Here is a 13,617-nt window from a genome sequence, read left to right on the forward strand (position 1 = left end):
GGCGGGTCAGGAGAGGGGGCGGGCGGCGGGCAGGCGGAGGCGGTCCACGGCCTCGCGGCGGGTCTTCTCCGGGCGGCGGTCGTAGCGGGCCGTGGTCGCCGGCGACGAGTGGCCGACCAGGGCCTGTGCCGTCGCCAGGTCCACCCCGGCGTCCAGCAGCTCGCCGATGAACGTCCGGCGGAAGTCGTGCGCCGTGCGCCGCGACGCGCCCGCCGCGCCCAGCCGGCGGGCCAGGATGTCGGCGATGCCCTGCCCGGTCAGCCCGACCGGGCGCCCGTCGCGCTCCCGCAGCCGCCCGGCCCGGCTGATCGGGCAGAACAACGCCCCCGGGCCGCCGCCGCGGATCGCCAGCCAGCGCTCGACCAGCCCGATGGCGTCGGTGGTCAGATAGACCAGCCGCTCCTTGTCCCGTTTGCCGCGCACCCGCAACGAGCGCGCCCCCGGGTCGTAGTCGGCCAGCGCCAGCCCGCCGATCTCCGCGCGGCGGCAGCCGGTGGAGTAGAGGACGGCGATCAGTGCCGCGTCGCGCACCCCGGCCGGTGCGTCGTCGCAGGCGGACAGGGCCGCGCCGACCACTTCGGGCGGCACGTGGTGACCGGTGGGCAGGCGGCTCTGGCGTACCGGAGCGAGGTCGGAGGCGCGGGCGAAGTCCTCGGCGCTGCTCTGGCCGAGCCGCCACGCCTCCTTCAGCACCCGCCGCAGCGCCACCAGGTGCTTGTTCACGTAGGCGGCCGACCAGCCCTGGCCGGTGAGCATCGTGCGGATGCGCACGGTGTGCTCGTAGCGCAGCAGATGCCACGGCTGGCCCGCGCCCGTGGCGGCCTCGTCGCCGGTGAGCAGCCGGGCCAGCCGGTCGAGGCAGCCGCGCATGGTGCGGCGCGACTCCGGGCTGGTGAGCGAGTCGAGATAGACGTGGTACGGGTCGCGCGCCGGCTCCATCGGCAGCGCCGCCAGGTCAGGTAGGACAGGCAGGCTCACCCGGACGATCTTACCGGTCTTCGCGGCGGCGATCCGGACGACGACTGCCCTCCCGCGAAGCGCGGAAGGGCAGTCGTTCATTTCACCCGGGTCGGGAGAGGCGCAGCTTCAGGCTCTAGGGCGCGGTGCTGCATTCCTTGGAGACCTGCTTACCCTTCTGGTTGACGCAGACTCTGCAAGTGCGTTTCGGCATGGCCGGGTCCGGAGTCGTCGTCTTGCATTCGGTCTCGGTCGACTCATGCTCCTTCTGTTCGCAGTGCTGCTTCTTCCAGCCGCCCTTCTTTTTCTTGCAGAAGAGGCATCTCTTGTTGCCTTTGTCATACCACTTGCAGTCCGCGTTTCTGCTGGACGCGCAGTCGCCGAGTGAGGTGGATGACGTGGGTGTATCGGCGGTTCTGACCTTGGCGGCGTTCGCCTGGGCGGCCGCCGAAGGGACGAGAGTGGCAGCCACAAGGGCGCTGATAGCGCATGCTTCTTTGAGCACGGAATCCTCCCCGCTGCTTGCTGGTCCTCCTGCCTCTCTCATCGTGGCCGGTCGCGACCGGGAAACGTCAAGGGTGCGGCCGCTGTTTTTTCTCGGCCGCCTCATGGCGCCGGCGATTGCCAAAACGTGTTCGCGCGCTTTCCTTGCGCGAACACCGCCTCGCCGATAAGGCTTTTTACCTCGGCCTCGCCCGCCTTTCATCGCCGTAAGGCGGCCATTGGCGCAGGCTTGACGATTCTGGCCGGGCCGTCCGGGTCAGCGGCGCGTCGCGAAAGAGGCAAGACCTGCCCGTGTGACGGTCGGCGACGGGACGAACACGCCTCAGCCCAGGCGGGCCACGCCCTCCAGGAGGCGATCCACGTCGGAGCGGTCGTTGTAGGGGACCAGGCCCGCGCGCACCGCGCCGCCCGAGTCGCGGATGCCGAGCGCGGCGGTCAACTCCCAGGCGTAGTTGTGCCCGTTCCAGACGTTCACGCCGCGCCCGGCCAGGTGCTCGGCGACCTGGCGCGGGGTGCGGCCGGCCACGTTGAAATAGGCGGTGGCGGTCCGCCTGGCCGGCTTGCCGTACACCGTGACGTGCGGCATGGTCTCCAGCTCCTCCAGCAGCGCCCCGAACAGCTCCATCTCGTGCTCCTCCGCCGCGGCCATCGAGGCCAGCAGGCGCTCGCGCCGGCCGCCCGCGCCCGGGACCATGGACGCCAGGTGGTCCACGGCCGCCGTCACCCCGTCGAGGTCGGCGAACGCCGCCGTCCCGGTCTCGAACCGCTCCGGCACCGTGTCGGCCGAGGAGGCCAGCTTGTCCGGCCTGACGGTCTCCAGCAGCGCCGGGTCGGCCACCACGGCGCCGATGTGCGGGCCCGACCACTTGTAGGCGCTGGTGGCGTAGAAGTCGGCGCCCAGCGCGCGCATGTCGACCGGGCCGTGCGCGGTGGCGTGCACGCCGTCCACGTACGTCAGGGCGCCCGCCCGGTGCGCCAGCTCCGCGATCGCGGCCACGTCGGGCCGGGTGCCCAGGATGTTGCTGGCCGCCGTCACCGCCACCACGCGGGTGCGCCCGCCGATCAGCTCCGCGTACTGCTCGACCGGCAGCTCCCCGGTGACCGGGTCCACCTCGGCCCAGCGGACGGTGGCGCCGGTCTGGGTCCAGGGGCGCACGTTGGCGTCGTGGTCCAGCCTGGAGACCACCACCTCGTCGCCAGGGCCGGCGAGCGCTCTGGCGAGGCGGTAGGTCAGCGTGGTCATGTTCGGGCCGAGGATGACGCCGTCCGGATGGCCGCCGACCAGGTCGGCCACGGCGGCGCGGCAGGCCGCCACGATCGCGCCGGAGCGGTGGCTGGCGGGGAAGGCGCCGCCCACGTTGCCGATCCCGGTCCGGTAGGCGGAGGAGATGGCGTCGATCACCGATCGGGGGGTCTGCGTGCCCGCGGCGCCGTCGAGGTAGGCGTAGCCGTCGGTCAGGGCTGGATACGAGGAGCGCACCGCTTTAATCGGGAAAGGCATGATAGGTAAATGCTCACCCTCAGAGACCTCAACCGGGCGACTTTGGCCCGCCAGCATCTGCTCACCCGGCACAAGGGGGACGTGGCGGACGTCATCGGCCGCCTGGCGGGGCTGCAGGCGCAGGAGCCGAGGCCGCCGTACCTGGGGGTGTGGTCCCGGCTGGAGGGGTTCGAGCGGGACGATCTGCACGCGGCGCTGCACGCCCGCACCCTGGTGCGGGCCACCATGTGGCGCGCCACGCTGCACCTGGTGACGGCCGCGGACTTCGCGGCGTTCCGGCTCGCGCTGCGGCCGATGCTGGCCGCCGCGATGCGCCGGTTCGAGGGCATCGACGTCGAGGCGGTCGTGGCCGCCGCCGACCGGCTGCTCGCCGGCGGGCCGCTGACGTTCAACGAGCTGCGGCCACGGCTGCTGGCGGAGTTCCCCGGGGCCGACGACCGGGCGCTCGGGTACGCGGTGCGCATGCTCACGCCGCTGGTCATGGTGCCGACCGAGGACCGGTGGAGCTTTCCGCGCGATGCGGCGTTCGCGCTGCCGGGCATGGAGCTGAGGCCGTCCGGCGGGCTGGAGACGCTGGTCGAGCGATACCTGGCCGCGTTCGGCCCCGCCACGCCCGCCGACGTGCAGACCTGGTCGGGGCTGGGCGGTCTGCGGCCCGTCATGGAGGCGATGGACCTGGAACGGCTTCCGTTCGCGGGCAAGACGCTCTTCGACCTGCCCGGCGCGCCCCGGCCCGGTGGCGACACGCCCGCGCCCGTACGTTTCCTGCCCGATTTCGACACCTTGATCCTCGGTCACGCCGACCGCAACCGCGTGCTGGCCGACGAGCACAGGAGCCGTGTCACGACCAAGAACCTGCGGATCAAGGCCGTCTATCTCATCGACGGTTTCGCGGCGGGGACCTGGCAGATCAAGCGCACGGCCAAGAAGGCCACGCTCCTCATCAGCCCGTTCACCACGAGCTCGCCCGGCGTACCGGACCTTGGTGTCCTGGAGGAGGAGGGCCTGCGTCTGCTGGCCTTCGCCGAGCCCGGCGCCGCGCCCGCGCTTGAAGTGGCGGACGGACTCTGATTGGTTCGGGGCGGAGGTGTGACCCATGCCCCAGCTCGCCGCCCTGGACGCGCAGTTCCTCCATTTCGAGACCGCCACGAACATCGCCAACATCGCCGGCCTGGCCATCCTCGATGGCGACCTCAACCGGGCCGACCTGCAGGCGTTGCTCGAACAGCGGCTCCCGTACGTGCCCGCGCTGCGGCGCAAACTCGCCCCGGTGCCGCTCGGGCTCGACCACCCGTACTGGCGGCAGGAGGACGACCTCGACCTCGACTACCACGTACGCGAGATCGGCCTGCCGCCGCCCGGCGGCGACCGGCAGCTCGCCGAGCAGGTCTCCCGGCTGCACGCCCGCCGGCTCGACCGATCGCGGCCCCTGTGGGAGATCTACCTGATCCACGGGCTGTCCGGCGGCCGCATGGGCCTCTACACCAAGGTCCATCACGCGGCCGTGGACGGGATCGGCGGCGCCGACGTGCTGGCCGCGCTGCTCGACACCGGCCCCTCGCCCGCCGCGCCGCCCGCCGGGTCACCCGAACGCGACGCGCCGCCGCCCGGAGCGGCGGAGATGCTCGCCCGCGGGCTGGCCAGGCTGGCCGGCAATCCCGCCTACGCCGTGCGGTTCGCGGCCCGCGCCATCCCCCACCTCGACGAGATCCCCGTCGTGTCCTGGATCCCGGGCAGCCACCTCGTCTCGGGGCTCGCCCGCCGGCTGGCCGGGTCCGGGCAGGCGCCGGAGCTGCCCACGCTGCCCGCGCCGAGGACGCCGTTCAGCGGGCCCGTCTCGGCGCATCGGCGCTTCGCGTTCGTGTCGCTGCCGCTGGAGGAGATCAAGCAGGTGCGCAAGGCGTTCGGGGTGACCGTCAACGACGTGGTCATGGCCGTGTGCGCGGGAGCGCTGCGCCGCTGGCTGGCCGCGCACGGCGGGATCCCGCGCCAGCCGCTGGTGGCCGGCGTGCCGTTCTCGTTGCGGGCCGCCGGGGTCGAGGGGCGCGGCAACCAGGTGGCGATCATGACGGCGCCGCTGGCCGTGCACCTCGACGATCCGGTCGCGCGGCTGCACCAGGTGCGGCAGGCCATGCAGCGGATCAAGGACAGGTTCGCGCTGTCGCCGGCGCGGTGGTTGCGCGAGTTCAGCGAGTCGATGCCGGCCGCGCTCATGGGGCTGGCCTCCAGGTCGGCGTTCGGGCTCGTCGGGCAGACCTCGCCGCCCATCAACGTGGCCATCTCGAACGTGCCGGGGCCGCAGTTCCCCCTGTACGTGTGCGGGGCGCGGTTGCTGACCCACTATCCGGTGTCGGTGATCACGGACGTGAGCGGCGGGGTGAATCTGACGGCGTTCTCCTACGACGGCTCGCTGGACATCGGCGTGGTCACCGACAGGGAGATGGTGCCCGATCCGTGGGAGCTGGCGGGACACCTGCGCGAGGCCCTCGACGAGCTGCGCGACGCGGAGTCCGACCTGCCGGACTAGGGGGGCCGCGTTCACCCACAGCAGGTCTGAGCTGCGTGAACGCGGGTAGGGCCGCGGTATGGACAACGATCGGGAGACGCGCGGAGCCGTCATCGTGGTGGGAGCCGGGATGGCGGGGCTGGCCTGCGCGGTGCGGTTGCACGAGGCCGGCGTTCCGGTACGCGTGCTGGAGGCGTCCGACGGCGTCGGCGGCCGGGTGCGCACCGACGTCGTCGGCGGGTTCCGGCTGGACCGCGGCTACCAGGTGTTCAACACCGCCTACCCCGAGGCCCGCCGCGTCCTCGACATCGGCGCGCTCGACCTGCGGCCCTTCGCCTCGGGACTGATCGTCCAGGGGGCCCACGCCCGGGCCAGGGTGATGCTGCCGTGGCGGCATCCCCGGCACGCGCTGAGCGGGCTGCTGACCGGCGTCGGCACGCTCCGCGACAAGGCCGCGCTCGCCGCCGTCACCGCACGTGACCTGGTCCTGCCCGGCTCCCGCCTGCGCGGCGGGCGTGAGCGGCGTACCGAGGACGAACTGCGCGCCTGGGGCATGTCCGCCAAGATGATCGACTGCCTGATGCGTCCCTTCCTGGCCGGCGTGCTCCTCGAACGCGACCTGGAGACCTCCAGCCGCGTCTTCCACCTGTTCTGGCGGGCGTTCGCGCGCGGCACCATCGGCCTGCCCGCGCTCGGCATGGGCCAGATCCCGCGTCAGCTGGCCGACCGGCTGCCGCCGGGCACCGTCACCCTCGGCGCCCGCGTGCGCGAGGTCGCGGCCGGCGGCGTGCGCCTCGCGGACGGCACCACGATCGGCGGGCGGGCCGTGGTGGTGGCCGCCGACCCCCGGTCGGCGGGTGACCTGCTGAGCGAGATCGAGGTGCCGCCGATGCGCGCGGTGACCACCTTCTACCACGCCGCTCCCCGCTCGCCCCTGCGGGAGCCGATCCAGATCGTCGACGCCACCGGGGCCATCACCGACACCCTGGTTCTCACGGACGCGGCCCCGGAGTACTCCGCCGACGGGCGAGCGCTGGTGTCCACGTCGGTCCTGGGGCTGGACACCGACGAACGCCCGGTCCGCCGGCGCCTGAGCGAGATCTACGGGGACACCTCCGGCTGGGAGCACGTGGCCACGTACCCGATCGCGGCGGCGCTGCCCGCGATGCCGCCGCCGTACCCGCTGCGCAAGCCGGTGCGCCTGCGCGCCGGGCTGTACGTGTGCGGCGACCACCGCGACACCGGCTCCCTCCAGGGCGCCCTCGTCTCCGGCCGGCGCGCGGCCCAAGCCGTGCTCACCGACTTCCCGTCCCACCGCGCTCGGCCGGTTCCCGGGCAGCTCGCCCCTTCGAGTCAGCAGGTCGGCTCGTAGGGAATGCCGGGGACGGCGGCCTGCCACTGGGTCCGGTCCAGTTCGCCTCCGGCGGCGACGCAGGCGGCTTCGGGCAGGTGCCCGGACAGCCGGACGGCCCACCGGATGTCCCACAGCGTCGCGGTGCGGTCGGAGCTGGCGGCGGCCACCACGGTGGCGTCCGGGCTGAAGGCGACCCGCTGGATCTGGCCGGTGTGCCCGGTCAGGGAGATCAGGCGGATCGGCAGGGCCGGGTCACTGGTGTCCCACACCCCGACGGACCCGTCGGATTCGGCGGTGGCCAGCAGGTGACCGCGCGGGCTGAACGCCACGTCGTACATCTTGCCGGTCTCGCCGGGCAGGATCGCGGTGCGGCGCGGGCGCCGGAGGTCGGTGATGTCCCACAGCGCCGCCTCCGGCGTGCCGTAGGTGCCGGCGACGGCCAAGGTGCGCCCGTCAGGGGCGATCGCCACGCCTTCCAGGGGGAAGCCCCGGCGCGATCGGGGGCTCGCCCACACCGGGGCCGGATGCCGGTGATCGGCCAGGTCCCACAGGGCGAAGGTGGCGTCCTGACTGGCCGTGGCCAGAATCCGGCCGCCGGCGAGGAAGGCCGCCCCGGACACGTTGCCGCCGTGGCGGACCTCGGCGGCGTGCGTCGGACGGCGCGGGTCGCGGACGTCCCACAGCAGCGCGCGGGAGTGCATCGACGCCCCGGCCAGGAGATCGCCGCGCGGGCTGAAGGCCAGCTGATGCAGGAGTCCGGGATCGGGGATCGTCTCCAGCAGGGCGGGACGGCGGGGGTCGGCCAGGTCCCACAGATCCACCCGGTCGCTGTGGCCCAGGGCCAGGACCCGGCCGTCCGGCCTGAGCGCGGGGGCGGAGGGGTTGTTCCGGCCGCGGGCGCCGAGGGTGGTCAGCAGGATCGGCTCGTCCGGGTGGGTGATGTCCCACACCATGGCGGTGCCGTCCCAACCGGCCGTGACCAGCAGGTGCCGGTCGCGGCTGAGCGACAACCCCCACAGCCCGCGGGTGTGGCCGGTCAGCCTGGCGGCCGGGATCGCGGGACTGTGCAGCCGGGTGGCGTCCCAGAGCGACACCTGGCCGTTGCCGCCGCCGGAGGCGAGGTACCTGCCGTCGGGGGAGATCGCGACGCCGTAGGCGAGGGTGCTGACCTTCACCGTGGTGACGATCACCGGATGGCGGGCGTCGGCGACGTCCCACACGATCAGCCGGCCGTCCCAGCCGGTCACGGCCAGCAGGTGGCCGGAGCGGCTGTGGGCGATCCCGGCCACCCGGGAGTGGTGACCGGTCAGCGTCGATGCCGGCTTCGGGTGGCGGGGGTCGGCGAGGTCCCACAGGCGTACCCGCTGCAGATCGGCGGTGGCCAGATGGCGGCCGTCCGGGCTGAAGCCGAGCGCTCCGTACACCAGCCCGATGTCGCCGGGCAGAGTGGCCAGCCGGATCGGCTGACGGCGAGCGGTGATCTTCCACAGGCGCACCGTGCCGTCCGCGCTCGCGGTCGCGATCATGCCGCCGCCCGGCGCGAACCGTACCGCGTCCACCTCGTCGTCGTGGCCGCGCAGCACGGCGATCCGGGACGGCCTGCGGGGATCGGTGACATCCCACAGGAGGACGGTGCGGTCCGCGCCGGCGGTGGCTAGGGTCCGGCCGTCGCCGCTGAAAGCGAGCGCGGTGATGCCGTACGCGCCGGCCGTGCGCAGGGCCACGCGCACCGGCCGGTACGCGTCGGCCACGTTCCACAACTCCAGCGCCCCCTTGAAGCCGCCGGTGGCCAGGATCCGGCCGACAGGGCTGAAAGCCAGCGTGAGGCCCCCCGCGTCGCCCAGAGTGGCGGCCCGGACCGGCCGGTAGGGGTCGCCGATGTCCCAAAGCGTTCCTTTGGCGGTGGTCGCGGCCATGACGCGGCCGTCCGGGCTGAAATCCACACCATGGACCTCCGCGCCCCCACCCGGCGCGGTGAGGGTCGCGACGAGCGGCGTCGAGGTGACGGTCCCGGACAGACCGCTGTCACCCGGCGCGCCGGGTGACAGACGGCGCGCGGCCAGGCCGAGTTGCAGCGCCTTGCGGATGTTGTCCGGGCGCGCCGATCCGGCCTGCGCCATCAGCCGCTGGGTGGCGGTGGAGCGTTGCCGCAGGCGCTCGGTGCCGCGCTGCTGCTCCGTCGTCTCCACCAGCCGGATCGGCAGCCACGCCAGCGCGACCACGACCAGCAGGGCGGCCAGGGCGCCCCTTCGCCGGACGCTCCGGCGGCGCAGCCGGCACCGCCGGACGAAGGCGAGCTCGCGCTCGGGCAGCTCGTACCGCTCGGACCGGGCGTACCCGATCGCCCGCAGCGACTCGCGTAGTTCCCGGCCGCGCAACAGGGCCCGCCGGCGATCCGCGCCGCGACCGGCCGACGTCCAGGACGCCAGCCGCTCCCGCAGCAGCCGGTCCTGCCAGAGCCGGAACGACCGCGTCTGGTTCACCCACTCCCGCAGGCGGGGCCAGGCGGTGATGAGCGCCTCATGGGCCAGCTCCACGGTGCCGGCGCGGGTGCCGTCGCCACCGGTGGTGGCCAGCAGCCGGGTACCGGCCAGATGGTGCGCCAGCGTCCACTGCGCGTCGGTGAGGTCGTCATGGGTGGCGATCCGCCGCAGATCCCGCGCGGACTCCTCGCTCTGACCGTCGTCCAGCTTGTCCGGCCGGACCAACTGGACGAACAACCACCGCGCGTCCCCCTGCTGCCGCTCGGTCAGCCGGGACAGCACCGACTCGGCGTGCTCGTTGAGCGCCGCGCCGACCCCGCCGATCTGCCGGTACGCGGAGTGGGTCAGCTCGCCGTGCTCCTGCCGATCCCACAGCAGCGACATCGTCTGCTCGACCAACGGCAGCGCGGACGGGCCCGGGGGCGCGTCGGCGAGGATGAGCTCGGCCAGCCCGTCCGCCAGCCGCACCGGCCGTACGCTCCGCAGCGGGCCGGAGATCGCCTCACGCAGCTGCTCACGGCGCATCGGCCGGAGCGCGAAACGCTGCCGCCGCCAGGCGTCCCAGATGACCGGCGTCAACTTCTCCGCGTATCCCAGGAAATCGTCGCGCAGGATTACCACCGCGCTGACCGCCGGCCCGCCCGCGCCAGGAGCCGTCAGCTCCGCGACGAGCCGGTCGACCTGCCTGCCCAGCGCCGGGTTCGCCACCAGCACCTCGTCGAGCTGGTCGAACACGACGACCAGCCGCCCGGTGCCCGCCCTGTCCCGGTGCGGCGCCAGGGCCCGCGCCAGATCCATGCGCGGCTGGAGCCGTACGGACGCCGTCACGACGCCCTCCTGGGCGAGCCTGGGCGCCAGCCCGGCCAGCACGAGAGAGGTCTTGCCCACCCCCGACGCGCCGACCACCGTCACCACCGGCTCGCTGCGTACCAGTTCCAGCAGCTCGGTGGCGTCCTCCTCGCGTCCGCAGTAGACCTCCGTGTCCGCGGCGGAGAACGGCAGCAGCCCCCGGTACGGCGACGGCGGGCGCGCCAGAGCCGCCAGCGGCGGCCAGGCGGCCATCAGCGCGCGGACCGGGATCGCGTACGCCACGTCGGCGGTGCGTGCCGCGACCACCATGCCCACCACACCGGCCGGATACTGCTCGTCCCACACCGGCGCGCCGCTGAACCCCGGCTCGACCGGGCGGCCGGCCCGATCGTCGATCTCCAGCCACCCGGTGCCCTCGACCGACAGCAGCACGCCGGAGCCGAACGTGCCATTGTCGAACCCGCGCGGGAAACCGAACGTCCCGCCGGCATGCCGCCACAGGTCCGGCGCCTCGATCAGGACCGCGGGCCGCAGCTCCGGCGGCGCCTCGGCAGGCAGCTCCAGCACCGCCACGTCGCCGTCCCCGTCACCCTCCACCGGCTGGCAGGCGATCAGCCGCGCCGCCCAGAACTCACCCGGACGGGCCGGGAAGTCGACCTCGACCTCGCAGCCGGCCGGCGGGGTCACCAGCTTGCCCGCACCGCGGGCCACGGCCACCACGTGGGTGCACGTCAATAACGTACGCGGACCCACCAGAAAGGCGCTGCCGACCGGGTGCGACCCGCGTCCCCATACCCGCGCCACCCCACGGGCGCGTTCATCCATCTGCCGGCTTCGCCGTCGCCGCCCCGCCGGACTCGCGCGTCCATTCCAGCTCGACCACGAAATGTGCCTCGCCGGTGGTCCGGGTCACGATCACATTGGCGTCGGCCGACAATTTGACCCCGAACTCGACCCGTACCCGGTCCGGCTGGCGAGGCAGGGCCGACAGCTTGTCGACGACCACTGCCGCGATGACCCGTACGCGATCAAGGCTGCGCTGGAAGGACTCCTTGGCCGCCTCCACCGCCTCGTCGCCCCGGCCCACCCGCACCGTGCGCCGGTCCACCTCCAGCAGGAAACCCTCGTCGCCCTCGACCGGCACCTCAATGAAGTCAGGCATACGGACCCCTCCCCGCCCATGAGAATAACCTCGCCGGTAACTCACATGAAGTCATTCCGGTAGACGGACGAGCCATTCATGAGGGCGAAATCGATGATCTACGGATTCGCCCGTTCAACCGCCCGGAAACGTGAAAGGGCCTCGCCTGAAAGGCGTATATGCACTGACGCGGTTTTCCGGAGAGCAGGAACACCCTTCAGCTCAGAACCCTGGCGCCATGGGGACCTTCGGGCGGAACTGTCGGTGGCGTGTGCGAGCTTGAGAACGGCGGGCCGACAAGTCCAGTCGTCCCTTCGCCGTGGGAGCCGGCCGCTGATGGGGCGTGATCCGCAAGCTTCCCGCGCCCCGCACCGGGGAACTGGTGAAGGAAGGGACGGTTGAGGCGATGGTGGTGGGGGCGCGGTGGATGCGTGCTCGGGCGTCGGCGGGGTCAGGGCGTGTGTGCGGGGGTGCGGCGGACGGCGTAGGTGCCGATGGCGGGTTCGAGGAGGTCGAAGACGCGCTGGGCGGTCTCGATGAGCGCGGTGGCGATGTCGTCGTCGCTCTGGCCTGCCAGGGTGCGGGCCCGCAGGTCGCGCAAGAGCAGCCGGTCCGCCGCCGCGAGCTGCCCGGCCACGGCACGCGCGACGACCTCCGCGTCTCCTGTGCCGCCCATGCGGCCCGTGGCGCCCATGTCGGCTGCGGCGAGCGGCCCGGGGGAGGGGTTTTCCGCGACCTCGGCGACGAGGTGGGTGGTCAGGGCGTTCTCTCGCTGGTCGTGGAGGTCGCGGAGCCGGGCGACCAAGGTGGGGCTGCCGGCGATCATGCGGGCGAAGTCGAGGTCCGTGAAGCCGATGACCGGATCGTGCCGCTCCAGCGCCTCTGCGTACGCCCGCCGCACCGCCCCCAGCGCCGCCTCCCCGGGAGAGCGGTCCGCCACCGCCTTCGCCAGCCCCGCCACGAAGGCCGCATGGTGGTCCAGGGCCAGGTCTTCCTTGCGGGGAAAGTAGTTGGTGACGGTCATCTTGGCCACCCGCGCGGCGCCGGCGATGTCGGCGATGGTGGTCCTGTCGAAACCACGCATCAGGAAGAGTTGGGTAGCTTGGTGGGAGATGGCCTGCCTGGTCTCCCGCTTCTTCTGTTCCCTCAAGCCCAGGGTGTCGATGCTCATACCCGAAGTCTCCTACAAATTCTTAGGTTCGACCTTAATTTAGGTTGACCCTCTTTGAAGAAGGGTCATAAATCTAGGTTCGACCTAGAACTATGTCGTGCGGTGCACTCCAAAGCGAGCGAGGAGAGTGTTTTGTCCCAAGCAGCAGAGGTTCTCGAACTGGACGACAACGTCGCCGACGGTGGCACGGCCGTCGGCGCCGACTCGGTCAAGGCATATCTGAAGGCCATCGGGCGCGTGCCGCTGCTCAACGCCGAGCAGGAGATCGAGCTGGCCAAGCGCATCGAGGCCGGGCTGTTCGCCAGGGAGCGGCTCGACAGCGAGCCGGGCCTGACCGACGATCTGCGTACCGAGCTGGAGTGGATCGCCGACGACGGGCTGCGTGCCAGGCGCCGCATGCTGGAGGCCAACCTCCGCCTGGTCGTCTCCATCGCCAAGCGCTACACGGGCCGGGGCATGCTCTTCCTCGACCTGATCCAGGAGGGCAACCTGGGGCTGATCCGGACGATCGAGAAGTTCGACTACCGGCTCGGCTACAAGTTCTCCACGTACGCGACGTGGTGGATCAAGCAGGCCATCACCCGGGCCATGGCCGACCAGGCCCGGACGATCCGCATCCCCGTCCACATGGTGGAGCTGATCAACAAGGTCGCCCGCGTGCAGCGGACCCTGCATATCGAGCTCGGCCGCGAGCCCACCCCCGAAGAGATCGCGAAGGACTGCGAGCTCGAGGTCGACCGCGTCGCCGAGATCCAGGGCTACGGGCGCGAGCCGATCTCCCTGCACATGCCCCTGGGCGAGGAGGGAGACAGCGAGTTCGGCGACCTCATCGAGGACACCGAGGCCATCTCCCCGGCCGAGGCCGTGTCGTTCACGCTGCTGCAGCAGCAACTGCACAGCCTGCTCGACCAGCTCTCCGAGCGGGAGGCGGGCGTGATCACGATGCGCTACGGCCTGACCGACGGCAAGCCGATGACGCTCGACGAGATCGGCCGCATCTACGGCGTCACCCGGGAGCGGATCAGGCAGATCGAGGCCAAGACGATGTCCAAGCTCCGCCACCCGTCCCGCTCGCTGGCGCTGCGCGACTACCTGAGCTGAGCGTTCGAGGAGCGCGCACAGAAAGGCTGCGCAAACGGAGACCCAAGACTGCCGCCACCTTCCATGGCGGGGAGCGGCGGGTGACCTAG

Annotated in this window: 9 protein-coding genes and 1 pseudogene; 4 read left to right on the plus strand and 6 right to left on the minus strand. The window is 72.4% G+C overall.

Translation table 11 applies throughout. The features are described 5' to 3' along the window. Positions 1-6 precede the first annotated feature (6 nt). The 3 genes from ACWD0F_RS13015 to ACWD0F_RS13025 form a co-directional block, all read right to left on the minus strand. Positions 7-978 (minus strand): tyrosine-type recombinase/integrase, encoded by a 972-nt coding sequence (locus tag ACWD0F_RS13015; RefSeq protein WP_449874858.1) that lies wholly within the window; start codon positions 976-978, stop codon positions 7-9. 115 nt (positions 979-1,093) lie between these two features. After that, positions 1,094-1,462: a hypothetical protein gene (locus ACWD0F_RS13020; protein WP_449874860.1), complete on the minus strand. Its 369-nt coding sequence runs from the start codon at positions 1,460-1,462 to the stop codon at positions 1,094-1,096. Positions 1,463-1,783: 321 nt separating this feature from the next. Further along, the gene (locus ACWD0F_RS13025; RefSeq protein WP_449874862.1) at positions 1,784-2,962 is read right to left on the minus strand and encodes a cysteine desulfurase-like protein; all 1,179 of its coding nucleotides are present in this window, start codon (positions 2,960-2,962) and stop codon (positions 1,784-1,786) included. Positions 2,963-2,971: 9 nt separating this feature from the next. On the opposite strand from ACWD0F_RS13025, the gene ACWD0F_RS13030 reads away from it, so the two are divergent. Genes ACWD0F_RS13030 through ACWD0F_RS13040 form a run of 3 tightly spaced genes read left to right on the plus strand, consistent with a single transcriptional unit; the run spans position 2,972 to position 6,840 of the window. Then, on the plus strand, positions 2,972-4,033 hold the full coding sequence (locus tag ACWD0F_RS13030) for a winged helix DNA-binding domain-containing protein (protein WP_449874864.1): 1,062 nt from the start codon (positions 2,972-2,974) through the stop codon (positions 4,031-4,033). Positions 4,034-4,058: 25 nt separating this feature from the next. Beyond that, positions 4,059-5,489 (plus strand): WS/DGAT/MGAT family O-acyltransferase, encoded by a 1,431-nt coding sequence (locus ACWD0F_RS13035; RefSeq protein ID WP_449874866.1) that lies wholly within the window; start codon positions 4,059-4,061, stop codon positions 5,487-5,489. A gap of 58 nt (positions 5,490-5,547) precedes the next feature. Next, a complete protein-coding gene (locus ACWD0F_RS13040) occupies positions 5,548-6,840 on the plus strand; it encodes an NAD(P)/FAD-dependent oxidoreductase (RefSeq protein ID WP_449874868.1) in 1,293 nt (430 codons plus the stop codon). Here ACWD0F_RS13040 and ACWD0F_RS13045 read toward each other — a convergent pair. The 3 genes from ACWD0F_RS13045 to ACWD0F_RS13055 all read right to left on the minus strand — a co-directional run bounded on the left by ACWD0F_RS13045 (position 6,822) and on the right by ACWD0F_RS13055 (position 12,427). After that, the gene (locus ACWD0F_RS13045) at positions 6,822-10,940 is read right to left on the minus strand and encodes an nSTAND1 domain-containing NTPase (protein WP_449874870.1); all 4,119 of its coding nucleotides are present in this window, start codon (positions 10,938-10,940) and stop codon (positions 6,822-6,824) included. The two genes, ACWD0F_RS13040 and ACWD0F_RS13045, sit on opposite strands and share 19 nt — an antisense overlap. Further along, complete coding sequence (locus tag ACWD0F_RS13050; protein WP_449874872.1) at positions 10,933-11,277, minus strand: CU044_2847 family protein; 345 nt, start codon at positions 11,275-11,277, stop codon at positions 10,933-10,935. Before ACWD0F_RS13050 ends, ACWD0F_RS13045 begins: the two co-directional genes overlap by 8 nt. 430 nt (positions 11,278-11,707) lie before the next feature. Beyond that, positions 11,708-12,427 (minus strand): TetR/AcrR family transcriptional regulator, encoded by a 720-nt coding sequence (locus tag ACWD0F_RS13055; protein WP_449874874.1) that lies wholly within the window; start codon positions 12,425-12,427, stop codon positions 11,708-11,710. Positions 12,428-12,598: 171 nt separating this feature from the next. Between ACWD0F_RS13055 and ACWD0F_RS13060 the strand changes: the two are divergent. Further along, a pseudogene (locus tag ACWD0F_RS13060) lies at positions 12,599-13,528 on the plus strand (RNA polymerase sigma factor); the annotation flags it as partial. Positions 13,529-13,617: the final 89 nt, after the last annotated feature.

Source organism: Nonomuraea sp. NPDC002799 (assembly GCF_053592075.1).